General features: G+C 29.5%; 27 protein-coding genes. 25 read left to right on the top strand and 2 right to left on the bottom strand.

Annotation, left to right across the window (positions count from 1 at the left end; translation table 11 throughout):
- Nucleotides 1-101: 101 nt before the first annotated feature.
- The 3 genes from RH99_RS04690 (at nucleotide 102) to RH99_RS04680 (ending at nucleotide 2,922) form a co-directional block, all read left to right on the top strand.
- Complete coding sequence (locus RH99_RS04690) at nucleotides 102-551, top strand: hypothetical protein (protein ID WP_010234616.1); 450 nt, start codon at nucleotides 102-104, stop codon at nucleotides 549-551.
- Between the two features lie 1,017 nt (nucleotides 552-1,568).
- Nucleotides 1,569-1,757 (top strand): DUF6440 family protein, encoded by a 189-nt coding sequence (locus RH99_RS04685; RefSeq protein WP_010234613.1) that lies wholly within the window; start codon nucleotides 1,569-1,571, stop codon nucleotides 1,755-1,757.
- Between the two features lie 190 nt (nucleotides 1,758-1,947).
- Nucleotides 1,948-2,922, top strand: a complete 975-nt coding sequence (locus RH99_RS04680; RefSeq protein ID WP_010234611.1) for a magnesium transporter CorA family protein — start codon at nucleotides 1,948-1,950, stop codon at nucleotides 2,920-2,922.
- 167 nt (nucleotides 2,923-3,089) lie between these two features.
- Here RH99_RS04680 and RH99_RS04675 read toward each other — a convergent pair whose 3' ends face one another.
- Nucleotides 3,090-4,544 carry a Sapep family Mn(2+)-dependent dipeptidase gene (locus tag RH99_RS04675; protein ID WP_010234609.1) on the bottom strand — a complete coding sequence of 485 codons (1,455 nt, stop codon included), beginning with the start codon at nucleotides 4,542-4,544 and terminating at the stop codon, nucleotides 3,090-3,092.
- A 292-nt stretch (nucleotides 4,545-4,836) separates the two neighbouring features.
- On the opposite strand from RH99_RS04675, the gene RH99_RS19180 reads away from it, so the two are divergent.
- The 21 genes from RH99_RS19180 to RH99_RS04595 all read left to right on the top strand — a co-directional run bounded on the left by RH99_RS19180 (nucleotide 4,837) and on the right by RH99_RS04595 (nucleotide 23,072).
- Nucleotides 4,837-4,992 (top strand): hypothetical protein, encoded by a 156-nt coding sequence (locus RH99_RS19180; RefSeq protein WP_158511934.1) that lies wholly within the window; start codon nucleotides 4,837-4,839, stop codon nucleotides 4,990-4,992.
- Between the two features lie 92 nt (nucleotides 4,993-5,084).
- Nucleotides 5,085-6,056 (top strand): NADH:flavin oxidoreductase, encoded by a 972-nt coding sequence (locus RH99_RS04670; RefSeq protein ID WP_010234605.1) that lies wholly within the window; start codon nucleotides 5,085-5,087, stop codon nucleotides 6,054-6,056.
- Between the two features lie 378 nt (nucleotides 6,057-6,434).
- Entirely contained in the window at nucleotides 6,435-6,560 is a 126-nt protein-coding gene (locus tag RH99_RS19875) for a hypothetical protein (RefSeq protein ID WP_279373302.1), read from the top strand.
- 136 nt (nucleotides 6,561-6,696) lie between these two features.
- Entirely contained in the window at nucleotides 6,697-7,437 is a 741-nt protein-coding gene (locus RH99_RS04665; RefSeq protein ID WP_010234603.1) for an HAD-IA family hydrolase, read from the top strand.
- Between the two features lie 113 nt (nucleotides 7,438-7,550).
- Nucleotides 7,551-7,709: a hypothetical protein gene (locus RH99_RS19480; RefSeq protein ID WP_010234600.1), complete on the top strand. Its 159-nt coding sequence runs from the start codon at nucleotides 7,551-7,553 to the stop codon at nucleotides 7,707-7,709.
- Nucleotides 7,710-7,717: 8 nt separating this feature from the next.
- Complete coding sequence (locus tag RH99_RS19475) at nucleotides 7,718-7,936, top strand: GNAT family N-acetyltransferase (RefSeq protein ID WP_202802433.1); 219 nt, start codon at nucleotides 7,718-7,720, stop codon at nucleotides 7,934-7,936.
- Between the two features lie 255 nt (nucleotides 7,937-8,191).
- Nucleotides 8,192-9,784: a P-loop NTPase family protein gene (locus RH99_RS04655; protein ID WP_010234596.1), complete on the top strand. Its 1,593-nt coding sequence runs from the start codon at nucleotides 8,192-8,194 to the stop codon at nucleotides 9,782-9,784.
- Between the two features lie 248 nt (nucleotides 9,785-10,032).
- Nucleotides 10,033-10,167, top strand: a complete 135-nt coding sequence (locus RH99_RS19870; protein ID WP_010234593.1) for a hypothetical protein — start codon at nucleotides 10,033-10,035, stop codon at nucleotides 10,165-10,167.
- A gap of 90 nt (nucleotides 10,168-10,257) precedes the next feature.
- The gene (locus RH99_RS19640) at nucleotides 10,258-10,653 is read left to right on the top strand and encodes an isochorismatase family protein (RefSeq protein WP_243441449.1); all 396 of its coding nucleotides are present in this window, start codon (nucleotides 10,258-10,260) and stop codon (nucleotides 10,651-10,653) included.
- A gap of 36 nt (nucleotides 10,654-10,689) precedes the next feature.
- Nucleotides 10,690-10,902, top strand: coding sequence for a cysteine hydrolase family protein (locus tag RH99_RS19635; RefSeq protein ID WP_243441448.1), 213 nt, complete (start codon nucleotides 10,690-10,692; stop codon nucleotides 10,900-10,902).
- A 220-nt stretch (nucleotides 10,903-11,122) separates the two neighbouring features.
- The gene (locus RH99_RS04645; protein ID WP_306301450.1) at nucleotides 11,123-13,558 is read left to right on the top strand and encodes a Helicase associated domain protein; all 2,436 of its coding nucleotides are present in this window, start codon (nucleotides 11,123-11,125) and stop codon (nucleotides 13,556-13,558) included.
- Between the two features lie 215 nt (nucleotides 13,559-13,773).
- Complete coding sequence (locus RH99_RS04640) at nucleotides 13,774-14,655, top strand: pentapeptide repeat-containing protein (protein WP_010234587.1); 882 nt, start codon at nucleotides 13,774-13,776, stop codon at nucleotides 14,653-14,655.
- A 63-nt stretch (nucleotides 14,656-14,718) separates the two neighbouring features.
- On the top strand, nucleotides 14,719-15,054 hold the full coding sequence (locus tag RH99_RS04635) for a YnfA family protein (protein WP_010234584.1): 336 nt from the start codon (nucleotides 14,719-14,721) through the stop codon (nucleotides 15,052-15,054).
- Nucleotides 15,055-15,403: 349 nt separating this feature from the next.
- Nucleotides 15,404-16,327: an aminoglycoside phosphotransferase family protein gene (locus tag RH99_RS04630; protein WP_010234582.1), complete on the top strand. Its 924-nt coding sequence runs from the start codon at nucleotides 15,404-15,406 to the stop codon at nucleotides 16,325-16,327.
- 198 nt (nucleotides 16,328-16,525) lie between these two features.
- Nucleotides 16,526-18,019 carry a WD40/YVTN/BNR-like repeat-containing protein gene (locus tag RH99_RS04625; protein ID WP_010234579.1) on the top strand — a complete coding sequence of 498 codons (1,494 nt, stop codon included), beginning with the start codon at nucleotides 16,526-16,528 and terminating at the stop codon, nucleotides 18,017-18,019.
- Between the two features lie 88 nt (nucleotides 18,020-18,107).
- Nucleotides 18,108-18,293: a hypothetical protein gene (locus RH99_RS04620; RefSeq protein WP_010234577.1), complete on the top strand. Its 186-nt coding sequence runs from the start codon at nucleotides 18,108-18,110 to the stop codon at nucleotides 18,291-18,293.
- Nucleotides 18,294-18,414: 121 nt separating this feature from the next.
- Nucleotides 18,415-18,831 carry a MarR family winged helix-turn-helix transcriptional regulator gene (locus RH99_RS04615; protein ID WP_010234575.1) on the top strand — a complete coding sequence of 139 codons (417 nt, stop codon included), beginning with the start codon at nucleotides 18,415-18,417 and terminating at the stop codon, nucleotides 18,829-18,831.
- Nucleotides 18,832-18,938: 107 nt separating this feature from the next.
- Nucleotides 18,939-19,160, top strand: coding sequence for a NifU family protein (locus tag RH99_RS04610; RefSeq protein ID WP_010234573.1), 222 nt, complete (start codon nucleotides 18,939-18,941; stop codon nucleotides 19,158-19,160).
- Nucleotides 19,161-19,189: 29 nt separating this feature from the next.
- Nucleotides 19,190-21,574: an endopeptidase La gene (lon, locus tag RH99_RS04605; protein ID WP_010234571.1), complete on the top strand. Its 2,385-nt coding sequence runs from the start codon at nucleotides 19,190-19,192 to the stop codon at nucleotides 21,572-21,574.
- Between the two features lie 286 nt (nucleotides 21,575-21,860).
- Nucleotides 21,861-22,160 (top strand): hypothetical protein, encoded by a 300-nt coding sequence (locus tag RH99_RS04600; protein ID WP_010234569.1) that lies wholly within the window; start codon nucleotides 21,861-21,863, stop codon nucleotides 22,158-22,160.
- Nucleotides 22,161-22,640: 480 nt separating this feature from the next.
- Nucleotides 22,641-23,072, top strand: a complete 432-nt coding sequence (locus RH99_RS04595; RefSeq protein WP_010234566.1) for a hypothetical protein — start codon at nucleotides 22,641-22,643, stop codon at nucleotides 23,070-23,072.
- 359 nt (nucleotides 23,073-23,431) lie between these two features.
- On the opposite strand, the gene RH99_RS04590 is transcribed toward RH99_RS04595, so the two are convergent.
- Entirely contained in the window at nucleotides 23,432-24,451 is a 1,020-nt protein-coding gene (locus RH99_RS04590) for a rod shape-determining protein (protein ID WP_010234560.1), read from the bottom strand.
- An 892-nt stretch (nucleotides 24,452-25,343) separates the two neighbouring features.
- Here RH99_RS04590 and RH99_RS19345 point away from each other — a divergent pair.
- Nucleotides 25,344-25,487 (top strand): hypothetical protein, encoded by a 144-nt coding sequence (locus RH99_RS19345; RefSeq protein WP_010234558.1) that lies wholly within the window; start codon nucleotides 25,344-25,346, stop codon nucleotides 25,485-25,487.
- The last annotated feature ends 344 nt before the right edge of the window (nucleotides 25,488-25,831 follow it).

Raw genomic sequence — 25,831 nt, 5'->3', positions numbered from 1 at the left:
TTACTTTTTTGTCCATAATATGGTATGATTTTTTTATAAATAATTAGTATTGATTTGTAGGTAAATGCGAAGAAAAAAAGTATATAAAGTAGGTGAATAACGTGATATGTAAAGAGTGCTATAGTAAAAATTCAAGAATAACGCCACTCTTAAATCCAGAACAATGTTTAGAAAATCATACTCAATATATATGTTCAACATGTGGAAGATGTATATGTATAGAAAAAGATAATAAAAGAAACGTTTATAGGTGGAACTTTCCTTTCAAAACATTAGAGATTGCTAAATTATATTTGAGAATAGCAGAAGTAGTTTGTAAAGATGTTTGCGGAATATATGAAATTGTAGGAAAGAATAATAGAATTTCTTATAAAATTTTTCACACTGAAGAAGATCTAAAAAATTACTTATCGAGGAACAAAGATAAATTCTGTAAGAATGAAAAGCCTGTTTATATATCTAAAAAATATATTGAAAGTCCTAATGTTCAAATTCGTAAATTAAATAAAGAAGAAATAAAAATTTATCTTAGAGAACAAAAACAATCTTAAAAGTAATAATTCGTAATGTTCGTATATTTTAAATTAAGTAATGATTATTATACTTAATTCAAGATAATATTCCGGGTGAATCAAGGATCATTTAAATTATGTTCAGAGAGAGCTTTTTATGGATATATCTTTAATCAAAGCCAAATTAAAAGATGCAAATTATAAATAGCAATATGACATTCATATTCTATGAAAAATATTTTCCTAAATAAATATAAAAAGAATTGACAAATATAAACGTTTACATTATAATAAAAGCATGAAGAAGATATAAAAAAACTTCTTCTAGCAACCCTAATTCATAAAAGGATTAAGAAAAATGTTTAAAGGCATTAGGATATAGAAGATACAGAATACAGATATTAAGTATTTGATTTAAAGTATGACTATATAATAATGTTAGTACAGTTTAAAAGATTGAGAATATGGGATTGATGTGAAATGTAATTAGCTGACTAGAGATACTAGAGGCTAGGTTTTATTGAGACATAAAATTTAGTGGCTTTTATCTTAAAAATTATATTTAATTCAAGGCTTATGTACAGATGATTATAGTACAGTATCCTTTTGTAATGGGATTTCAAGCCTATAAAGAGTCTCAATTACGAACTCTCGGAAGTAGAAACTTCTTACTTCTATATGTCGGAGCAGTTCACAAGCCATATAAATATAATTTATATGGATGTTAATTATTAAATCATATGTGTCCAATAAAAATTTAATCAATAAAAATAGCAGATTTTATAATGCGAGGAGCATATAAAAATCAAAAAAGGGTGATGAATATTCAAATAATATCAGAAGATTCAAATGAATTAGGTGTTGCTTAACCACCAATTAGTTTATATATAATATATAACTAATTGGTGGTTTGATTTTTTGTAGTTATTGACTAATGTGGTGTTTATAGAATGAATTTACTCTTCAATAATGGTTTATATGGTATAATTTCTATAGAAATTAAGTAAGAATTATAAAATATTATTATAAAGTAATAAAAATATAGGAGGATAAAGAATGTTTAAAAATGATGAAAATAAAAGATTTAAAGTTATATATAAACAGGGATTGGCATCCAGTTTTAAAATAATTGTAGATACAGAAACAGGAATAAATTACTTATTTACTGCTGATGGTTATGCTGGTGGACTAACGGTATTGTTAGATAAAGATGGAAGACCTGTTGTTTCACCAGTAGAGTACTAATATTGATTTAGAGGAAAAAGATTAGGATACAAAATTTGTAGAGTAGATGATAGATATGGATTCGATAAATATAAACTTTAGAGAATTTTTTACATAAATAAAATAGATAATAGTTAATATGTTCCTTATAGAATTTTGTTATGTACTTGTAGATTGTAAAATTCTATAACTTGAGGGGTGAATATAATATATGTTTAAAAAATATGAAGCTAAAAAAATTAGTAATGTGAAATTAACTGCTTCAACGATACGAGAAATTAAGTATAAAAATCTAACTTGGATTGATATCGAGAAACCCACTAATGCTCATATGGATATGCTGAAAGAAAAATTTGATTTTCATGAATTACTGCTTGAAGACTGTATGACAGAGCATCAAAGATCAAAAATTGATGATTATGATGATTATTGTTTTATTGTTATGCATATGCCAAGATATAAAAAACAGCTGGAAACAATTGAGCCAGCTGAAATAGATATGTTCATAGGAGCAAACTATTTAATTACAATTCATGAGGGAGAATTGAAACCTCTCATGACATTATCCAGACTTTGTGACTCACAGGATGAAGCTAAAATTGAATATATGAGCGAGGGATCAGCATTACTTTTGTATGAAATCATCAAGAGGGCATTTGATTATTGCATGCCTATGCTTGATAAAATTGGAATATTGCTCAATAAAATCAATAATGACATCTTTAAAAATACTTCAAAGGCGATGCTCAAGAACATATCTATAACTAAAATGCAAATAATTAATTTCAGAAGAATAGTTAAACCTGTAAGGCCGGTAATTCTTACTTTAGAAAAGGTTATTGTAAAGTACCTTCCGGAAAATATGGATGTTTACTTTGATGATATTACAGATAAAGCTGAAAAGATATGGGATATGCTGGAGAATGATAAAGAAGTTATTGAGTCAATAGATTCAACATTTACTTCACTTACAAATAATAGAAGTAACAATTTAATGACCATTTTTACAATTATTCAGGTTGTGATTTTACCCATGACATTAGTGGGAGGATTGTTTTCAATGAATGTTGCAGGAATTCCAATGAATGATTATAAAAATTCCTTTTGGATCGTTTTCGGAATGATTATGCTTCCTACAAGTGTGATTGCTCTATCTATGGTAATAAATAGGAAAAAGTGGTTTTGATTACTGGTAATATAAATAAAAATTAGGATGACAAAATACCATAGTGTTCTTAAATAACATGGTATTTTACAACTTGAATATTATTATATAAAATATCAATAGTTTTTAACTGGATACAAGAAAAAAGCACTTAATCTAACGTAAAAAAGATTAAATGCTTTTTGGCTTTATATCAATTTATCTAACCTGACTATTGAAAGTACATAAATTTTTATTGCCTCTAACAATGAAGGTATATGTAATGCTTCATCTGGTCCATGTGCACCTCCGTGACCATCTGGCAGAAAATCTATACCTTGCTTTTTAATATCTGGAAAACCAGGTCCAAAAGTAATGCCTTCCGGTAATACCCTGGAATAAGTTCCTCCGCCCATAACATAAGGTTCTTTATGTTCTTCACGTAAACTATTATAAGTATCTGTCAATACCTTTACCTTAGCATCATCTTTTTCAATGAAATAAGGCTTTCTGTTTCTAACATCTAATATACGTACCCCATAAGGTTCAATTTTCAGCTTAAGTGCCTGCTTTATATCTTCTTCATTTGATGTAATAGGATATCTAATATCAATAAATAACTCTAATCCATTTTCAAAGGATCTTATAATTCCACCATTTAGTGTAAGTTTACCAGATACTTCATCCTCAAATCCAATACCTGCTCCCACTCCATTATAATCTGATAAAAATGAAGATAGAAAATCCACTGCTTTCTGATCTTTGTCTTTAAATAAACCACTTTCTTTAAGTGCAGTAGCTAAAATCCAAATTGCATTAAGAGAACCTTTAGGGCTAGCTGCATGTCCTGAACGTCCTTTAGCATATACTAAAATACCATCAGATTGCTCCTCAGCTCTTACATAATCTGAAATATTCTTTGAATCTTTATCCAAAGATGACAAAACCTCTGGCAATGAAATGTTTTTAAGAAGAACTTCTGCATAATCAGGTACATTATTTTTTGCTGTTCCTCCTTTTAGACTAAGGAGATGTTTTCCGGTTGGTATAAATAATCTGCCATTAAATCCGCCTTTCTGTCCATGGCATACCGGGAAATTACCATCTAAAACTAGGGAGACCAATGGAACTTGTTTATGCTGCACATAATATGCCAAATCAGCCATACCAGTTTCTTCTGCACACCCATAGATAATATGTATACCATGCTCAATGGGAATATTTAGATCTTTAAATATTCTAGCAATATACAAAGCAGCCACAGAAGCACCTTTATTATCAGAAACTCCTCTTCCTATTAAAAACTCTCCATTTCTAACAGGTTCATAGGGAGAATAAATCCAATTATCCCCTTCAGGTACTACATCTAAATGACCTATAAGTCCAATACTGTTTTCATAATCACCATAAATAACAGAACCTGCATACCCCTCATGATTATTAGTATTAAATCCAAATTCATTGCTACGTTTAAGTGCAAGTTCTAATACCTTTGCACATTCTTTTCCAAAAGGTGCACCTTTAGTATTTTCATCTGATATACTTACACTTGGTATACGAACCCATGCTTCAATATCTTGTACTAGTTCTTCCTTATGTTCCTTAAGCCAGACTTCTACTTTCTTTAATAATTCTCTTTCACTATCATTTAATTCAATAGACATATACTTTTCCCCCTAACTATTTAATATTATTCAGTAACTAAACATCCTATATAACAAAATTACTTAAAGTATTCATATATGATAGCATTGTAATAATTAAACAATTACACCTCCATTTTTGTTAAAGATATTTCATGGATTGGTAATATAACATCTGCTGTCATTAATTATTTTTTTGAATGTGCCTTAAGCAAAAGAGGCTATTGATTTTGCTTTAACAAAATCAATAGCCTCTAGTATTTCCAGTTGGCATTACTGAATATTTCTTATAATTCTATTATATCAAAGTAAAATGAATATAAAAGCTTTAGTTATAATAATTTTATTGACTAGACTTCTTTCTAGTGGCTTTGCTAGATGTGCTGCTACGGGTACAATCAAGATTGGAGTAATCGAAGTTAGTCCAACTAGCAAAGTCATCTATTATGCTCATATATTAAGGCACTAAAATGTGCGTACTTGTATTCTTATACCCTACTGATATACTTATTATATTAAGTATAAATTTGTTAGTAAAGAATACAAGGGGGGACATGATATATGACAAAAATATCGGATGAAATAATCATACGCGACCACTATATTAAAAATAGAATAGTTATGCCACCAATGGTAACATTTTCTTTTCATGGAGATAATGGTTCTTATTATGGAAAGCAGCATATTGAACATTATACAGAATGTGCAAAAGGAGGGGCTGGGCTGATTATAGTACAGGCAACCAATGTGTCTGGTGCAGTACAGGGGACAAATTTATGGACAGAGGATAATAAAGACGTTTTGAGTCAGATAGTAAGTAACTGTCATAAATATGGTGCAGTTGTGATGATACAATTGTCATGTGGAGATATGGATATCAATATACTTTCCAGTGAGCAGATTTATTCAATGCAGCAGGATATGAAAAGGGCAGCCAAAATAGCTTATGATATAGGCTTTGATGGGGTAGAATATCATTTTGCCCATGGATTTACACTTTGTAAATTTCTTGATGGAAAGTACAACAAGCGAGAGGATTTATATGGAGGTCCTATTGAAAACAGGGCACGTATATTAACAGAAATTTTACCTGAGATTAGGAGGGATACTGGAGATAGATTTATTATCAGTCTGCGTATGGGAGAATATCTTCCACAGAGCAAAGACGGTATAAAAGCTGCCAAAGCATTTGAATCAGCTGGTATTGATTTACTTAATATTTCTTTTGGTATGAATCCTCCAAAGGGTGATGTTCCAGAAGATTTTCAGTGTAGCTTTATAACTTACAGTGCATGCAGGATAAAAGAGGTAGTTAATATACCTGTCATAGCTGTTAATGAGATTAGAACTGAAGAGAAGGTACGATTCTTAATCGAAAATGACTATGTAGATTTAGTGAGTATAGGAAGAGGAATGCTTGCAGATTATGAATTTGCAAATCATGTTATAAATAGTAAACCTGTAAACAAGTGTTTTGGGTGTAAAAAATGTTTTTGGTTCACAGATCATACTAAATGTCCTGCAAAAAAATAATGAAAATTTTATAGTAATTGAAGCAAGTTCTTAATTCAGGTGGGGATTCTTTTACCCCATCTGAATTTTAGAACTGCAAATGCATGGCTTACTTGGCGTTAAACTCCCCCTTGAAGAAAAGTAGAGAACCCAAATTTTAATTTGGTGTGAATCACTTTCACAGAGTGCGTGGTAGACTTACGCCAAGTTAGTCAGGTTAAAAAGTCTTGAAATATAAATCATGATATGTATGAGTTTGAATATGGATAATTAAAATATAAAACTCTATATACTGAGAAATTTAAGTATATAGAGTTTTAGCTTTATATTGGGGAAATACCAGAACAAATTTAATATACAACAATAATGGATATATTTATATAGTATTCTAATTGTTGGTTGATAGATGATAATCAAGATAAAATGGTAGTGGCAAGAAATTCTAATAAATATAATAGACAACAGATTGAAGCACTTGTAGAATTTCAAGAACGTTTTTTTGATATAGAGATAATAACTTGTTAATTTACCTCTATTGGAGATATGTGAGAAAGTTTTAGAATAATAGTAAATATATGTTCAATTCAGTTATATATTTCTCAATAAAAATAAGAATAGAAAAATTTAAAAATAAATTATTTGAATAAAGAAGGGAAGTTCTATGTCAAAAAAATCGTTAGCATTTAATAATAAAAGAATTAAAGCTATTCTAATAGATTCTGGAAGAGTATTAAATGAGCCGGTTACGGGTAGTTGGTTTATAACCCCTAATTTTTTCAATTATGTAGATAGAAAAAAGTTCGATTCCATATCACCTTTACAAAAGAGAGAAGCACTTAGTAAAGCAGGTGAATACATCAGTAAGCAGAATTTAATTGTAAATGAAGAGGAAGAATACACACATTTTTTTCAATATTATAATATATTTTCAAAGTGCTTGCCACAATTAAAGTTAAAAGAGGAAGATGTAAAATCTATTACCAGAGATTTAGTATATAATTATAATAAATATGCATTTTTCAAAGATGTCATTGAGCTTATACCTAAACTAAGTAAAAAATATAAGTTGGCAGTGGTGTCAGATGCGTGGCCATCATTGGAGAATGTATTTATAAATGCTAATCTAAGAGATTATTTCTCATCTTTTGTTGTATCTTCAATAAAGGGTGTAACTAAACCTGATGAATTAATGTATAAAGCAGCCCTTGAAGAATTAGATGTTTCAGCTGAAGAATCTATATTTATTGATGACAGCATAAGAAATTGTGAGGGCGCAATAAAACTAGGTATTAAATCTTTTGTACTATGCAGAGATTGGAGATTGTATATATACAATAAATTTGCCTATAGAAATTATAGTATAATTAAAAATTTATATGCTATTGATAAGATATTAGGTTAGTTAAATACTTGGGAGAAATAAAAGGTACTACAATATGGCTATTTTAAAAAGATTAAAATAGCCAGCAAAATGAAAATTAGATCTATTATTATAAAAATGCGAGGTACTCTGTAATGTTATTTAATCATATGGGAACACAAACTATAGAAACAAAAAGGTTAATTCTCCGTAAATTTGAAATAACAGATACTAAAAGCGTATTTAAAAACTGGATAAGTAGTCGTGAAGTTCAGGAAAATTATGGGGAAATGAGTATACAGTTGAAGCTTTAAAAGCTGTTATTGAATATGCATTTAGTCAGGGTCATCTCAATAGAGTGCAGGCATTTCACAGAAGTAAAAATCAAGCATCAGGTAGAGTATTGCAAAAATCAGGAATGAAATATGAAGGAACTCTTCTCAAAAATATATATTTTAAGAAAGATATTAATGGAGAACCCTTATGGGCAGATACCTATGAGTACGGAATTTTAAAGTCTGAGTGGATAACAAATAACTAAACTTTATCTATATTAACTTATAACTTTTTTTATGTTATGGAGCAAGAGTAATTAGATGTGGACTAAAGATTGTTTTATAATTAAAAAGTAATAGGGATGCCATATATAGGGTTAACAAGTTAATTAAAAAGTTCACAGGATGAAGAATATTTTAAGTGGTAAGTAAAATAAATCCTGCATATCTTGCAGCTTTTTTTCTGTTTAAAGGTTTATATAATGTGGTAAAATATATACAATAAGCGGGGTGAAAAAATAATGGGCAAGAGATTTAATGTTACAGGTACATGTATACCAGAAAAACATTATATGATAGATATATCGGAGAAATTGAAGAATATAATGAAACTCATAGAAGATGAGGAGTATTTTATAATAAACAGACCAAGACAGTATGGAAAGACCACTACTTTGTATATGTTAGAGAGAAGACTTGACAAAAATAGTGAATACCTAACTATATCTACAAGTTTTGAAGGTGTTGGGGATTTGATTTTTGAAGAAGAACAGAGATTTGTAAAAGAATTTTTACAGATATTAGCTGATAGCTTGTTTTTACAGCATGAAGATTTAGCTGATTTTTTGGAAGACCAAAAGAGCAAAGTTAATACCTTTAATGATTTATCAAAAGCTGTCACAAAATTTATTATGAAAGTCAATAAAAAAGTAATACTGATGATAGATGAAGTGGATAAAAGCAGTAACAATCAGCTTTTTTTAAGTTTCTTAGGAATGCTCAGAAATAAGTATTTGCTTAGAAATTCAGGAAAAGATAAAACCTTTCACAGCGTAATATTAGCAGGAGTACACGATGTAAAGACTTTGAAGTTAAAGATGAGACCAGATGAGGAACATAAATATAACAGTCCTTGGAATATAGCTTCAGATTTTGATGTGGATATGAGTTTTTCAAAAGAAGAAATAGGAACTATGCTTGAGGATTATATAAAAGATAAGAATGTAAAATTGGATAGGGAATATTTCTCAGATAGACTTTATTTTTATACTTCAGGATATCCATTCTTTGTAAGTAAATTGTGTAAGATAATAGATGAAAAGATTATGGATAAGAATGATAAAATTTGGGAAAATGAATATTTAGATTTTGCTGTAAAAGAACTTCTAAAGGAAGACAACACAAACTTTCAAAGCCTGATTAAAAATATTGAAAATAATAAAGAATTATATGATTTTGTCAGCAGAATAATTTTAGAAGGGGAAAGTATAACTTATATAAAGACAGATGAAATAGTAAATCTGGGGACCATATATGGTATTCTAAAAGAACAAAATGGCAATTGTAAAATAAACAACAAAATTTATGAACAGCTCCTTTATAATCATATGATGATGAAGGTCATAAGGAAAAATAAATACGCTGAAATGTCAAATTACAACTATAGATTAAACTTTATAGAAAAAGATGGCAGCTTAAATGTAATAAAGATATTATTAAAATTTCAGGAATTTATGAAGCATGAGCACTCAGAAAAAAGAGAAGCTTTTTTAGAAGAGGATGGGAGATTACTATTTCTTGCTTTTTTAAGTCCCATAATAAATGGCACAGGCTTTGCCTTTAAGGAAGTAAAGGGTGGAGAAGAAAAAAGGTTTGATATAATTATAACCTATGAAAAAAGGATATATATACTGGAACTTAAAATATGGCGGGGAGATAAGTATCATGAAAAAGGACTTGTACAACTGGGCCAATATTTAGAGCAATATGGATTAGAGGATGGGTACCTCTTAATATTTGACTTTAGAAAAGTTAAGGGAGTATCAGGGAAGACAGAGGAAGTAATTGTTAAAGTTCATGAAAAGGAAAAGAAGATTTTAGAGGTATATTGTTAGAATTTTAAAGCAGCCTTTTTATCAGAGTAGTACACTAAGATGTAATTATTAGCAAAAACAAATCTTATACGTGAGGTATTATAATGAAGATTAGAGATAATTATACCTGCCCATTAGAAATTGTACATCTTGTAGCTGTTGTGGAGTGCTATACAAACCGTAGTAGCTTAGGCAAGGCGGAGTGCGGTGAAACAGTAATAATCTCAATATGGATACATTTGACCATGTTTTGAGTAGCAGCGGGGAATATGTATAAAAAAGGAACTAAATCTTGGAGAATAGTAACAGCCAGTGATTTATCATTAAATTTTGCTATTTTTACTGGATGCATATACGGGTTAATAGATGATATTAATGGAATAAGTAACAATAGACTTTGGTAACCCAAATATTGGATGAATAAATTGAGGAAGATAGGCTAGAAGCAGACCTATTTGGAAGCATGTTTATTTACTGAAGAAAGGTGGACTTTTATGGATATTAATAAAATTTTTGATATGGAAAAAGAAATTAAAGGAAACACAGTATACTTAAAGGATTTTCCAGAGGAGAATACGGTAATAGTAACGGTTGACATGGTAAAAGGCTTCGTAAACAAAGGAATGCTTTCATCTCCTAGAATTAATTCTATTATAGATGCTATTGTAGATTTAAACAAAAGGAGTAATGGGTATAAAAAGATATTCTTTTTAGATGAACATGAAGAAAATTCTTCAGAACTAACTACTTATGCAAAACATTGCATAAAAGGTACAGAAGAAAGTGAACTTATAGATGAACTAAATACAGAGGAGGTAATTGGAAAAGACGCGGCTATGATTTCTAAAAACAGTACCAATGGATTTCATGCACCGGGTTTTAAGGAATGACTTGAAAAGAATGAAGATATTATAGAAAATTACATAGTGGTGGGTTGTGAAGCCGATATATGTGTCAGTCATTTTGCCACTACACTTAAGACTTATTTTAATGAGAAAAATCTCAACAAGAGAATAATCGTGCCTATAAATGGGGTTGAAACTTTTGATTTTGGAACTCATGATGGGGATTTAATGAAAGTTATTTCACTATGGGAAATGAAAGGCAATGGAATTAAAATTGTTGATGAAATATTGTGATATGAGGAAAAATAGGTGAATATTATTTTTAAATTTTCTTTAAAAGATATTAAAGAAAGGTAAAATAAAGCGAATAATAAGAATTTCGACTGTGCGGTTTATTTAATTTTATAAGTAGGCCATTTCTTATATAATTTACAGTAGAATAATTTAAGCAAGAGGGATGAAATATGATAAAACAAGTATTATCTCAGTTACTTGATTTAACTAAAAAAAAGATATTACTGTAATAAAAACTATACTTGAAAAATTTGATATCAAGCAAAAAGGAACACTTTTTGAACAATATTTAGTGGAGTTATTCAAAGGTAACGGATGGTTATCTGTAAATAATGGTGGTAAAGATGATGCTGGAGCTGATATTCTTTTATACCATCCTAAACTGCCAGAAAAGATATTCTTAATAGTTCAAGCAAAAAACTATAATAGACCTCTAACATTTGATGAAACTAAAATTGAACTTATTAAATTTGAGAAAAAGTCAAAAGATTTATATAAATGTAATAGTTATTTGATGATTTCAATTAATGGCTTTGTTAAGGCTTCAAAAGAACTTGAAGAGTTTAATATGAAATTAGAAAGTTGGGATTATGTATCAGAACTAATAGATAACTATGGGAAAATACCATCAGAAGAACCTAATATAGAATTATATGCTCATAATAAAATTGCATATGAAAACTCAAAAAAACTTCTTAAACATAAAAAGAAAATTGCCTTTATTCAAGCTACTGGAACTGGTAAAAGCTATATTATAATAAAATACTTAGCTGATTTCATCAATAAAAGATGTATAGTTTTAGCTCCATCGATACATATACTTGAGCAAGTAAAGAAAAAATGTTTTTGGATAGCTGAAAACACAGATTTTATGACATACGCTAAATTGAAAAACCTTACTGGAGAAGAGATGAAGTTGCTAAAATACGATTTAATAATCTTAGATGAATTTCACAGATGTGGTGCAGAGTTTTGGGGAAGAGGAGTAGAAAGACTGCTTGATAACAATAAAAGGAGTATTATTCTAGGTACTTCTGCAACACCTATAAGATATTCAGATAATGAAAGGGATATGTCTAAAGAATTGTTTGAGAACAATATTGCTGTAAGTCTGAGTTTAGCGGAAGCAATCGTTAAAAAGATACTTCCAATGCCAACCTATATATCAGCACTTTATACCTTAGATGAAGAAGTATGCAACTTATCAAATAAGATAGCTAATTCTAATATAGATGAAAATTATAAAACTATCTATTCGAAAAAATTAACTTCTATAAGAAAAGATTGGGATAGTAGTAAGGGTATACCTTATATTATAGCAAAGTATATTAAAAATAATGAAAACAAGTTTATTGTGTTCTGCGAAAACAAAGAACATCTATATGAAATGGAATGGTTAGTTGAAAAATGGTTTAAGCAATCTAATCTAAGTAATAATATAAAAAAATATAGAGTAATAAGCGATGATAGTGAAGCTGGCGATGAACTAAATAAATTTAAACAAGGAAAAGAAAACTCAAAAATTTATTTATTATTTGCAATTGATATGTTAAACGAAGGACTCCATATAGATAATGTTTCTGGAGTAATATTATTACGAAACACTAAATCACCAAGAGTGTTCTATCAACAAATTGGAAGAGCACTTCAAAGTGGTAATATCGAAAATCCGATTATATTTGATTTTGTGAATAACTTTAACAATGTATGTACTAGTGATTTCATTGAAGATTTAGAGGAAGCAAAAATAAGAGAGCTAAATAAGAGAGCTAATTTAGGCTTAGAAAATAATTGCCCTTCTTTTACAATTATTGATGAATCAAAAGAAACAAAAGAGTTGTTTGATGAACTTGAAGATAAATTAAGCAATGTGTGGGAATACTGGTACAATAAGCTAGTTAAATATAAAAACATTTATGACACCACAATAGTATCAATAGAAGAATATGAGTTAAATAAATGGTGTTCTAGACAAAGAACATTATTTAAACAAAGTAAATTACTTGAAGCAAGAATAGATATGCTTAATTTATTAAATTTTATATGGGACTTAAATGAATATAAATGGTGGCAAATGTATGAAAAATTAAAGGCATTCAAGAAAAAAAATGGTCATTGTAGAGTTCCTAGACATTATCATGATGACCAACAATTAGCTTTTTGGGTTGGTACTCAACGTAAAAAAGAACATATGACAGAAGAAAGGATTAATGCACTAAATGAAATAGGATTTGATTGGGGTTTTGATTCAAGATGGATGGATGCATACGAAGAATTCAAAAAATTCAAAGAAAAAAATGGTCATTGTTGTGTTCCAAAATCATATCCAGCAGATAAATTTTCTCTTCATGAATGGACTATTAAACAAAAACAAAAACTAAATGGAAAAGGAAAAAGGAAACCTCTCTCTGATGAACAAATAAAACTATTAAAAGAAATTGGGTTTACATTTAACAAAGATGAAAAATGGGAGAATATGTTTGAAGAATATATTAAATTTACTAATGAAGTAGGGAGGATGTTTGTTCGTAGAGATGAAAACTCTGAGCTTTCATACTGGATAGCTAGACAAAGGAAATGTTACAGACAAGGTACTTTGAGTGAAGAAAAGATAAATAAATTGCGTGATGCAAAATTTGATTTTAATGCTAAATAATTATTGCATATAGCACATATAATATATATTTCTTAACACTGACTTTATTAATTACAAAAGTACGTGGCTTACATGAGAGTAAAAGTAGCAAAACAGAGTAATTCAAAAAAGGATAGATAAGTAATTCGCAACTTTCTTATATTGTTCGTATTCACTACAAAAAAATTTTGAAAATGAAGAATTATTTATATTTTTCTAATATGAGGTAAATAAATATGATATATACACATGAATATAAGAGTAATAAAGAATTGAAAATTGACTGCGAAAAATGTTTTGGACTATGTTGTGTAGCATTATACTTTTCAGCTGCGGAAGGTTTCCCAACGAATAAAGATGCCGGTAAGCCTTGCATAAACTTACAATCTGATTTTAAATGTTCTGTTCATAAAAATCTTAGGAAGAATGGGCTTAAAGGATGTACCGCTTATCACTGCTTTGGAGCAGGACAAAAAGTTTCTCAGGTTACATATGGCGGAAAGGATTGGAGAAGAAATCCTGAAACTGCAAAGCAAATGTTTGATGTGTTTTTAATTATGAGGCAACTTCATGAAATGATATGGTATCTAACAGAAGCATTTATCCTGCAAACAGACCAGAATGTGAAAGTTGAGATAAGTTCATTGTTGAATAGTATTGAAGCTCTTACTCTTTGTGGCGTTGATTCTCTATTAACCTTGGATATAGATGCTAATAGGACAAAGGTTAACATACTGCTTAAAAATACTAGTGATATGGTACGTGCTAAAGCTTGCAGTAGAAAGAAAATTTCTTCAAAAAATCGTAACTACAACTCTAAGCCATTAGATTATTTTGGTGCAGATCTTAGAAAAAACAATCTTAAAGGTGCAGATCTTAGAAAAAACAATCTTAAAGGTGCAGATCTTAGAGGAGCATGCCTTATTGCGGCAAACCTTAGAGGAGTTGATTTAAGCGGGGCTGATTTCATAGGAGCAGATCTTAGAGATGCTGATCTTAGTGGAGCTAATCTCACAAATAGCATTTTTCTTACCCAGGCTCAGCTAAACACGGCTAAGGGTGATTCTCATACAAAGCTACCCATGATGCTGGTTCCACCAACTTATTGGTCAAAGTAGATGATGGAGTAGATAGTAATTAATTATGTATCAAGATTATAGATTTAAGTGGGAGGTATACATATGCAATTAGTACAATCAATGTTTTATTTTATATTGGCGGGAGTATTTGAAATAGGTGGTGGTTATCTTGTATGGTTATGGTTACGAGAAGGTAAACCTGTTTTATATGGAATTATAGGTGCAGTAGTATTAGTTTTATATGGTGTTATTCCTACATTACAGCCTCCAAATTCCAATTTTGGTAGAGTATATGCAACTTACGGAGGGATATTTATTGTTCTTTCAATTTTATGGGGATGGAAAATAGATAATGTTATTCCAGATAAATTTGACTTGATTGGTGGGATTATAGCATTAATTGGTGTTATTATTATTATGTATGCCCCAAGAAATTAGATATGTTTTAATTCGCAATCTTCCTATATTACGATTAAAAAGATCACTATAAAAGTTGGTTTTTAAATTTTCTTCTTCTGAAGCGGATTCTTTGCTAAATTCTTCGAAATCTAAAAGAAAATATTTAGGTTTGTTATTTTTCATTATCAGTATAGATATAGATTCATCCTATTTTAAAAAATTATTATATTATAAATTCAATAGAAATGTCATGAAAGTTATGATTTTTAATTCTAGTAATTATAATTTACTATATAACCAATAATATGGTATTATTGGTTATATATAATCAGTAGAGACTAGTAGTATAGCGTGAAGTAAAGATTATTTATAATTTAAGAGGTATATAATGGATTATAATTTTAATGATATAACTAATTCAAATATGTGGACAAAAATACGAAAAATAGAATATGGTTGGTCATCTGATGAAAAATATTACATAGAAGATAATAAAAATATTAAATACTTACTTCGCATATCATCTTCTGATACTTATGAACAGAAAAAGAAGGAGTTTCAAGTTATTAAGAAGTTTAATGCTCTTGATTTTCAAATGTCTAGAGCTATAGAGTTTGGTTTTTTCAATGAACATAAAAATGTTTATATGCTTTTAAGCTGGGTAGATGGTAATTCTCTTGAGGAAAGATTAAATTCTATACCTAAAATAGAACAATATAACCTTGGTATATATGCAGGTAAAGTTTTAAGAAAAATTCATAGTATTCAAGTAGATGTACAAGATGTTCCTTACGTAAATAAGATTTCTAAAAAGTTATTACAGTTACAAAAATATGAAAATTCAGCTGTTCGTATTCCAAATGATGAAAATGCAATAGCATTTGTAAGAAGTAATATTGAGATTATATGTAAGACGCCACCTGTTTATGAGCACGGTGATTTTCATGTGGGAAACTTAATATATACTACTAATAAGAAAATTGGAGTTATAGATTTTAATCGCTGGGAATGTGGAGATAGATATGAGGAGTTTTATAAAATTCAAAGCTTTGATGTGGAACATAGTGTTGCATTTTCAGTAGGACAAATTCATGGATACTTTGATGGCACCCCCCCAACTGAATTTTGGAGAATTCAAGCTGTATATGTGGCACATGCATCTTTGTATTCAATTAAATGGGCAGAGAAATTTGGAAATAAAGAAATTATTGGAATGACAAAACGCTGTCTTGAAGCATTTGATCATTATGACAATTTTAACTTGATAGTTCCAAAATGGTATTCACAAAATAAAGATAAATACATCTTATAATCATATTTATAAAAATAAGGCATATGAAAATAAATAACAAGACAAAGATGCGACGTATATTTTGAAGTCAACAAGGAAATAGGTTCCTAAGATAGTGAGCTATCTTAGGGTTCTGTTGACGCGGTGGGATTCAAAATAGACTAGCATACTGACTAGTTATTTATTTGAATGTGCCTAAGATGGAGTAAAGAGGTAAAAATGAAAAAATACAAACAAGTTACAAAAAAAGGATTAATCTTATCAATAATAACCTGCTCAATATTTATATTAGTATATTGGATTTCATTTTATGAGTTATATAAATTATGTATGTTTGGAAGAGTTAATAATAATATAACTGTATTATCGGGTTGTATGCTATTTTTTTTAGCGTGGTTTATAATTCTAATAATTAGGATTGTTAAAAAGCCAGCAGCTGCAGCCAAAGATAGTGTAGATTCATATAAGTTATACTCACGTTGTAAAATTATATGGATTTGTACAGTTGCAATAATTTTACTTCTAATAACATGTTTTTATGGAGTTAAAATATATCATAATACAATAAATTATAATGGAAAGCTATCATGGTTTATAAGAGATCTAAAATATAAAAGAACTGTAAAGCTTAAGGATGATAATATATACAAAAATGGCATAGAAGGGATCTTTACAGATATTAATAAAAAAGTAGATATGCCTAAAAAGTTATATGTTGCAAGTAGCTTTAGTCTTAAATTTGATTCTTATGGTAAAATTACATCTTTTGATACATATCTTTATGGTAAAAACACTAAAGGTAAATTAGAAAGCTATTTAATTACTTATGACAGAAATAAGTCAGAGAATATAACTATATATTTAAATGGTTATGTGAAGGCAGATTATAGTGATGATAAACTTTTAGAACCGTTAATTAAAACAATGAAGGTAATACCCCTTAGGAAAACAGTGGGAAACTGGTCTGAAAATCAGTTTGGTATACTTTATTATGGTAAAAGAAGCTTTGGATATAATACAAATGGTGTTGTTTATATTGATTCAAAGGGAAATATAAATTCAGCTGTTAATGCTTATTCTGAAGCGGTAGGATACACTGTGTCTGTATATGTACCAGGTAAAGAGAATAAATATACTCCTGTTAGATATAATTTAACAGATGGTTTAGGCAATATTAAAACATCAAATACTTCAAAAGAAAATAAAAAGATTTCTGATCAATCAGATAACGCCCCAGATAAATTTTATTTATCAAAGCTAGTTGGGTATCGTTTAGAAATAACGGCAGCTGCGGCGGGAAGCAGATCTTATTCATTAGAGGGTACTACTGATGCTGGAGCCACATGGAAGACTATAAATGGAGATCCATTTTCAGGAATGACTGGAGTTTCAGCAGGAATAACTTTTCTTAATAATAAGCTTGGATTTATTTGTTTATCTCATAGTGGCGGCAGGAATGGAGAATTATATCGAACAGAAGATGGAGGTGTATCTTATACAAAGGTGGATTTTCCAGCAATGAAAGTAACATTAAGTAGTGGCAAAGCGTATAATCCTTTTGATTTACCTGGAATGCCTTATGAGAAAGATGGAATTCTAAATGTTTTAGTTGGACAAGGATCTGATGGAGATTATAATGGAGGCTCAAAAGGTTTGTACCAATCAAAGGATAATGGAGGAACATGGCAATATGTAAAAGAAGTATTGAAATGAATTGAAAAAAATTACAACCCCAAATTACACCCCTGGGGTGCAATTTTTCCCAATTTTGATTTATTAAATCACAAAGAGGAGGATTTATATGGAAACTAATTATTTTACTATTATATCTACAATTATTAATTTCCTAATACTGATTGGAATTATAGCAGGTATATACATAGCAATACGAGGGCTTAGAAATTTTATTAATAGAAATAAAGAGATGGATAAAAAGATAGATAATATTTTGGACAAGTTAGAAGATAAGAAAGATAGTAGATTGTAATAGATTTAAATTATTTTTAATGGAAGATTTATTTAAATATTCAGATTTTTCTATTGACAAACAAAACAATATAAGTTACGATGTTGTTAGGGAAAACCTAACAAACTAATGAGGTGATCTTGTGGATGTTAATAAAGAGCTTTATGACACTTATAGTGAATTAATGAAGATAAAGGGTGAGTGTTCATGCAAACTAGTTGATGAATTCAGTATGTCAGAATTAACACTTCGTCAAATTGAATATATAAAGAAATTTGACCAGTATGAATATGTTACCACTAGTAAATTGGCGGAAATTTTAGATTTATCTAAACCATCAGTTACAGAAATGATTAAAAAATTCATTAAATTAGATTGTATCTACAAGCAAAAATGTCATGAAGACGGCAGAGTGTATTATATTCATCTTACGGATAAGGGAAAATGCATAGCACGCTTTGAAGATCTAACTATTAAAAAAGTAGTATCTAGGATTATGGAGAGTCTTGATGAAGATGAAATTAATACATTAATAACTCTTTTATCAAAAGTTAAGTAAAAAAACAAAATTAAAAAATTTTAGAAATAAAGTTAGGTTAATAAAAACTAACTAAATTACTAAGAAAACATATAAAAATTAAATATTAAAAAGTGAGGAGAATAAATATGAAAGATAAAGTAATTGAAGTATTAGATAAGGTTCGTCCAGCATTACAAAGAGATGGTGGAGATGTAAAATTGATAGACGTTACAGAAGATGGAATCGTAAAGGTTGAGTTACAAGGATCATGTAGTGGTTGTCCATTTTCTCAGATGACAGTAAAAAATTTAATCGAAACAGAATTAAAAAATAACATCCCTGAAGTTAAAGAAGTTATAGGAGTATAGTCAAACTAAAATAATGGGAGATGATTGTAATGAAAGAATTGAATGTAAATAGGGAATTATCTTTAGTTGTTATACCCAATACAGTTTTATTACATGGAAAAAATATAACAATAAAAGTTAATAAAGAAATTGGTAATGAAGTTTATCAAAGAGTTGCACAGGATGATTTCTATGGCATTGTATTAGCTCCTAGAGAAGGACATACTGGAGACTTATATAGACAAAGTGATTTCTATAATGTGGGAACATTAATCAAGATTGAAGACAGAAAAATATTAAAGGATGGTTATGAATTTGCCATAGATGTAATTGAAAGAGCTCAGGTACAAGAATTTATTCCTGATGGTACAAATTACAGAGTAAATTATAATCTTATCCCAGATATTATAGATTTAGATGAAAAAAATCAAAAAGAAATGATAAACTACATTAAGGCTTTAGTTTCTGAAATTAGTGAAAACTTTAAGGGTTCAGAAGCTTATGTGGGATATATAAATAAATTAGAGGATATTACAAAGATTGTTGCTTATTTATTCCCATTTATGAATTTATCCTTTGAAGAGAGACAAGCATTCTTAGAAATTCGTTCATTGAGAAAGAAAGGTTTGAGATTCCTAGATATCTTGATAGATCAAAAAGAATCAATAAAATTTCAAATGGAAATGGCAGCAAAATTTAATAATAAGGTTAATAAAAACTATAGAGAAAATATGCTAAGGCAACAGCTTAAAGCTATTGAAGAAGAATTAAATGAATCAGAAGGTAACATAGCAAAAAACAAAAAAGATTATAAGTCATTAATAGAAGCAGCTAATATGCCTGAAGATGTGAAAGAGATTGCATTAGATGAACTGAGTAAATTAGAACGACAAGGGCCTAATAGTGCAGAAACAAATGTTATTGCAAATTATCTTGATTTACTAACAAGTTTACCTTGGGGAGAAAGTCAGATTAGAGATATAGATATAGAAGCTGCAAGAAATCTATTAAATAAACAGCACTATGGACTTGAGAAAGTTAAAGATCGTATTATTCAGCATTTAACAGTGATGAAACTAAAAAAGAATAAACAGGGATCAATTTTATTATTAGTAGGTCCTCCGGGAACTGGTAAGACAAGTCTTGGCAAGAGTATTGCAGAAGCACTACAACGCAAATATGTTAGAATCAGTCTTGGCGGAGTCAGAGACGAAGCGGAAATTAGAGGACATAGAAGAACTTATATTGGCGCATTACCAGGGAGAATTATTCAGGGAATGAAACGTGCAGGTGAAAAGAATCCAGTATTTATCTTAGATGAGATTGATAAGCTTATGGCATCTGCAAGTGGTGATCCTGCCAGTGCATTATTAGAAGTTTTAGATCCTGAACAAAACAATACTTTTTCAGATCACTATTTAGAAGTGCCTTATGATTTATCTGATGTGTTCTTTATTGCAACGGCAAACTCATTAGTAAGTATTCCAGAGCCATTAAGAGATCGTATGGAAATTATAGATATCAGCAGTTATACAAGCCGTGAAAAGTTTCATATTACAAAAGAACATTTATGGGCTTCAGTACTAGAACAACATGGTCTAAGTGATGATCAACTTCAAATTGAAGATGAAGCTTTAAAGGCAATTATTGAAAAATATACTAGAGAAGCTGGAGTAAGAGGTCTTAAACGTCAATTAGCAGCAGTTGCAAGAGTAGTATCTGAAAAGATTGTACTTGGTAAAGTGGACTTGCCTTATGTAATTAAAGATAATATGCTATTTGATATTCTAGGACATGAAATTATTCAGTATGATAAGGCGGGTAAAAACAATGCACCAGGTGTTGTAACAGGACTAGCTTGGACGCCGGTTGGAGGAGCCATCTTGTTTATTGAAGGTGCACTTATGCCTGGAAGTGGACAATTAATTCTTACAGGTCAACTAGGAGATGTAATGAAGGAATCAGCTAAGATTTCTCAAAGCTTAATTCGTTCAAGGTTAGCACTTAGCTTAAAGTATATTGAATTTAACAAAAATGATTTGCATATTCATGTACCAGCAGGATCTATTCCAAAAGATGGTCCATCTGCAGGAGTAGCATTATTTACAACTATTGCTTCTTTAGTAACAGGTCGTAAAGTAGATCCTAAATTGGCAATGACAGGTGAAATCTCATTAAGAGGTGCAGTACTTCCTGTAGGTGGAATTAAAGAAAAAGTGTTAGCAGCTCATCGTGCAGGGATAAAACGTGTGATCTTACCAAAGGACAATGAAAAAGATTTAATGGACATTCCTAAAGATGTTCAAGCTGAATTACAATTCATTCTTGTAGACACTATTGAAGATGTTATGAAAGAAACTATTGGCATAGAACTTCCAAAACCAGAGATTTTAGAAATGACAACAGATTCTATAAATACTGGAGCTAGGGTATAGAGTTAACTAAGAAGGTATATAGATTTATGTAAATTAAATCTATATACCTTCTTTTTATATGTTGTAATTTTTAACCTTTCATGCATTAAAGGTTAATATCTCCACCTCTAAGCGAAGCGTAGGGGGAACTTTTAAATGAGATGGGGTAGAGTCACCACCTGATTTCACGATGTTTCAGCTTGCTGAAAGGAGTTCACTTGCATATCTCAAAATTGGTAATATCTAGTAACTATATAAATAACCTAGCATAATATATTACTGACAATAGATACAAGGAGGGATACAAATGAAGGAATTACTATCAAAATTAATTAAAAGTTATGTGGTTATTGGTTTTAAATCAGGGGACAAAATAGAAAATGCAGTTATAGAAGCTATAATTGGAAATGTGCTTGTGGTTACCTACAATGAAGGTATAGTAATGATAGAAATACCTCATATTGCTTACGTTAAAACGGAAGGCGGAGCTGTAGACGTAATGGAAAGCATATTAAGTAGTGGGGAAGATAAAGAAGATGGAAGTAATGATTCTAAAAAAGACAATGGAAAAGATGATAAAAAGAAAAGACATCATCATCATCATTAATAATTAGAAAGTAGCTATATGAGTATGTTTGGATATATTTTAATTTATATGTGTATATGTTAAATTATAAAAAAATTGGACAAACGTACCTGAGATTAATATAAGTAAAAATAGAATTAAAAGTATGAAATCTAGTTATAATAAGGATAAAAATAAAAGTATAGAATTCCTATCTTTAAATTAGCAAGTGTTGCCGGTAGAAATTAATTTATAAATATGTTGTATTAAAAAAATCTGTAGAGATTTACTTCTCATTCGTGATAAAATGTTTTTGTTAAAACAAACAATGAAGGAGGAGGAATCTCTATAAAACTTTACACAAACGTTCTTTATTCAAAAATTATCTTAAGCGTTGATAACCCAAAATTAAACATAATCAATATTCAAAATAATATTAATTAAATTTAACAAAGTTAAGTATTCTTGATATATTTATTCTAAGGACAAGACTAGTTATTAAGTTTAATGGGAAATGTCATTATGAGAAAATTTATTTTAAAAAATTCTAAGGAGTTAGATGAAATGATCGCAAAAAGACCTTTAGGAGTAGTATTAATTGGATACTTTTATATTTTAGGTGCAATTGTATTAATATTAACGTTATTCGCAAACACTACAGAACAATATGGAATTGCCTTTAGATTTGGGGTGCCTAATGTTCCTGAGAATATTATGAGAGTATTAGTATCTTTAATTTCTCTTATAATGGCTTATGGATACCTGAAGCTTAAAAAATGGGGATATTGGATTATGATAATTTACACTATATACTTTTTAATAACAAATATAACTTTATCTCAGCAGTACAGTGAAAAACTTTTTTATGGTAATGTTATATGGTCTATTATAGTGTTAGTTTATACCTTAAAGAAAAAGGTGTATTTTAATGATAAGTTTGCTGAATTATTGTAGGAAGTATACATATATTAAAATCACAAGGCAAAGGTATAAACTAATTTATTATTCTCCATACTAATTACTAGAGGTGATAATGATGGCTAACAAGCGTAAAACAAAGGATAATCAGTATGCAAAATTAGGAATAAGAAAATGATACATGATCCGTGGATAATGCCTATATTTATTTTCATTTTAGCATTACTACTATCTATTATCACATGGATTAGAGGGAAAAAATTATTTCTTTTTTATGCTCTACTGAAAATTCGATCTTGTCCACCATTCCACCAAAACATACTTCTTTATGCACTTATTATACACATTTTCCTATGTGTCTATCAAATAGGGTATACTCCGTTTGTTCGCTTTCCCTAATTATATTTTATATCACCGATTTTATCCATCATATCAAGACACTTCCCAGTACCCATAGCAACACATTCAAGGGGAGATTCTGCAATATATACCGGTATATGTATTTCTCTAAATATAAGTTTATTTAAATTTTTTAAAAGAGCTCCACCCCCTGAAAGCATTATACCCTTGTCCATTATATCCGCAGCAAGTTCTGGTTCGGTTTTTTCAAGAGTAGTTCTAATAGCATCAATCATCAAGGCTATTTTCTCCTTTAAAGCTTCTCTTATTTCGCTTTCTGTAATAGTAATAATCTTTGGAAGACCCGTAGTTAAATCCCTTCCTTTTATTTTCATACTCTGTTCTTCTTCATTTTCATCTTTATATGCAGAACCAATTTTTATTTTAATATTTTCAGCTGTTGTTTCTCCTATCATCAAATTAAATTCTTTTCTAGCATATTTAATAATTTCCTCATCCAATGCATCCCCCGCAACTCTTAAAGTTTTACTTGTAACAATTCCTCCAAGAGAGACAACAGCTACCTCAGTAGTACCGCCACCTATGTCCACAATCATTCTTCCAACGGGCTCATTTACAGGTAAATCCGCACCTATTGCGGCAACTACAGGCCCTTCAATTAACATAACCTTACGCGCCCCTGATTGAATTATTGTTTCATTAATTGCTCTCTTTTCAACTTCAGTAATCCCTGAAGGATGACAAATTACAATTCTAGAACTTTTAAAAGCACCTTTGCCAATAACTTTTTCAATAAACTTTTTTAACATTTGTTGAGCCAAATCAAAGTTACCAATCACCCCGTTCTTTAAAGGTTTAACAGTTATAATATCCTTGGGGGTTCTACCTATCATTTTCTTGGCTTCTAAACCTACAGCTAAAACTTTTTCATTTACAACATCTATAGCTACTACTGAAGGTTCTCTTAATAAAATGCCTTTTCCTTTTACATATAATAAAGTATTAGATGTGCCTAAATCTATGCCTATATCTTTAGACGTTATAAAAAATCTCATCAAAATTTCTCCTTTCAAATTTTGCAACATGTCTTTTTTTCACCTGACTAACTTGGCGTAAGTCTCCCGCGCACTCTGTGAAAGTGGGAGTTCAACGCCAAGTAAGCCATGCATTTGCAGTTCTAAAATTCAGATGGGGTAAAAGAATCCCCACCTGAATTAAGAACTTGCTTCAATTAAAGAAGTGGATTTACATTTTCCATAAAGTTCTCTCATAGATAAAGTTTACCTGCCATCAGTATATATTTGATTAATTCATTTTTCAATGTACAAATAATTCTTGTATAACCATAATTTATTAATATAAGAATTATTTTACATTTACAAAGCAATATATAACTGTTCATAAACGAGATTTTTATTATTGATCTTAAACTGATATTTTTATAAGTTTCAATTCATGTTTAAAGTACATATAACCTTAAACTTTATAAGTTTCATATCAAACATATATGGAATGTTTTAATGTGAGATGAAAAGATGTTTTTTAAGAAATCTCTTAAGGAACGAGTAGAGAAAGCAAAAAAAGCCAAGAAGAATTAAATAGTTAATCGAGGAGTATAAGCCTTTCATAGCAAGTACTTTGCAGAAAAGGGGAGGCAGTTGGAACTTTTGAACAACGTTTAGCTAAGACTTCCTTTGATATAAGTGCAGATAAGAACGGAGTTAATCTTTCAAATTGGAGCAAACACAGAATTATTCTTGAGCCGGATGGAGTATACTATCAAATTCAAGATGATGATATTAATATAATGTTTGATACCAGATATACAGGTGCTTTTATTAAAAATGCACATAATATGAACTAAAAGCTATAAATTTTAAAATGAAAAACTTTATGAGGTATAAACTAATTTATTATTTTCCATACTAATTGCTAGAGGTGATAATTATGGTAAATAAACGTAAAGTTAAGGATAACCAGTATGCAAAACTAGGCATAAGAAAAAACGAGAATGGAGATTTTGAATACATTGATCCTTCTGAAAAGAATAAATCTAAATATGAATCTATTAAGAAGTATGTGAGACCATAGGTGTTTAACGGGATATGGCAACCACGGTTCAAATAGATTGTAAAAAAGTTTTTTTAAATTTACATGTTATTAAATAAAAAACTAGGTCAAGTTGCATAGTGATATGCTCCCTTTATAGTAGATAGTTAAAATAATAAAACTGTTACTATGGAGGGAGTATTTTATTGTGGGAAGAAAGGCCAAGGTATTACCTGAAATTAAAATAATCCATATATTATTATTCACCATCTGCTAAAAAGACAGATAAAAATAATAATTAGATGGCAGAACCCCCTTATTAATTCTATAATGTTCATCTGTAAACATGTGTCAGCAATTTTTTAAAATTAGTACAGAATAAAAAC

Source organism: Clostridium arbusti SL206, assembly GCF_000246895.1.
Taxonomy (GTDB): Bacteria; Bacillota; Clostridia; order Clostridiales; family Clostridiaceae; genus Clostridium_I; species Clostridium_I arbusti.
This window is presented reverse-complemented; position numbering and strand designations above follow the sequence as displayed.

Excerpts from the sequence above, each read along its gene's own strand:
- RH99_RS04640 (WP_010234587.1), top strand. The coding sequence starts at position 13,774 with ATGATATATACACATGAATATAAGAGTAATAAAGAATTGAAAATTGAC.
- RH99_RS04675 (WP_010234609.1), bottom strand. The coding sequence starts at position 4,544 with ATGTCTATTGAATTAAATGATAGTGAAAGAGAATTATTAAAGAAAGTA.
- RH99_RS19640 (WP_243441449.1), top strand. The coding sequence starts at position 10,258 with ATGGATATTAATAAAATTTTTGATATGGAAAAAGAAATTAAAGGAAAC.
- RH99_RS04620 (WP_010234577.1), top strand. The coding sequence starts at position 18,108 with ATGGAAACTAATTATTTTACTATTATATCTACAATTATTAATTTCCTA.
- RH99_RS04630 (WP_010234582.1), top strand. The coding sequence starts at position 15,404 with ATGGATTATAATTTTAATGATATAACTAATTCAAATATGTGGACAAAA.
- lon (WP_010234571.1), top strand. The coding sequence starts at position 19,190 with ATGAAAGAATTGAATGTAAATAGGGAATTATCTTTAGTTGTTATACCC.
- RH99_RS19345 (WP_010234558.1), top strand. The coding sequence starts at position 25,344 with ATGGTAAATAAACGTAAAGTTAAGGATAACCAGTATGCAAAACTAGGC.
- RH99_RS04610 (WP_010234573.1), top strand. The coding sequence starts at position 18,939 with ATGAAAGATAAAGTAATTGAAGTATTAGATAAGGTTCGTCCAGCATTA.
- RH99_RS04665 (WP_010234603.1), top strand. The coding sequence starts at position 6,697 with ATGTCAAAAAAATCGTTAGCATTTAATAATAAAAGAATTAAAGCTATT.
- RH99_RS04680 (WP_010234611.1), top strand. The coding sequence starts at position 1,948 with ATGTTTAAAAAATATGAAGCTAAAAAAATTAGTAATGTGAAATTAACT.
- RH99_RS19180 (WP_158511934.1), top strand. The coding sequence starts at position 4,837 with ATGAATATAAAAGCTTTAGTTATAATAATTTTATTGACTAGACTTCTT.
- RH99_RS04600 (WP_010234569.1), top strand. The coding sequence starts at position 21,861 with ATGAAGGAATTACTATCAAAATTAATTAAAAGTTATGTGGTTATTGGT.
- RH99_RS19480 (WP_010234600.1), top strand. The coding sequence starts at position 7,551 with ATGTTATTTAATCATATGGGAACACAAACTATAGAAACAAAAAGGTTA.
- RH99_RS04655 (WP_010234596.1), top strand. The coding sequence starts at position 8,192 with ATGGGCAAGAGATTTAATGTTACAGGTACATGTATACCAGAAAAACAT.
- RH99_RS04595 (WP_010234566.1), top strand. The coding sequence starts at position 22,641 with ATGAGAAAATTTATTTTAAAAAATTCTAAGGAGTTAGATGAAATGATC.
- RH99_RS04590 (WP_010234560.1), bottom strand. The coding sequence starts at position 24,451 with ATGAGATTTTTTATAACGTCTAAAGATATAGGCATAGATTTAGGCACA.
- RH99_RS04670 (WP_010234605.1), top strand. The coding sequence starts at position 5,085 with ATGACAAAAATATCGGATGAAATAATCATACGCGACCACTATATTAAA.
- RH99_RS04625 (WP_010234579.1), top strand. The coding sequence starts at position 16,526 with ATGAAAAAATACAAACAAGTTACAAAAAAAGGATTAATCTTATCAATA.
- RH99_RS04685 (WP_010234613.1), top strand. The coding sequence starts at position 1,569 with ATGTTTAAAAATGATGAAAATAAAAGATTTAAAGTTATATATAAACAG.
- RH99_RS04635 (WP_010234584.1), top strand. The coding sequence starts at position 14,719 with ATGCAATTAGTACAATCAATGTTTTATTTTATATTGGCGGGAGTATTT.
- RH99_RS19870 (WP_010234593.1), top strand. The coding sequence starts at position 10,033 with ATGTATAAAAAAGGAACTAAATCTTGGAGAATAGTAACAGCCAGTGAT.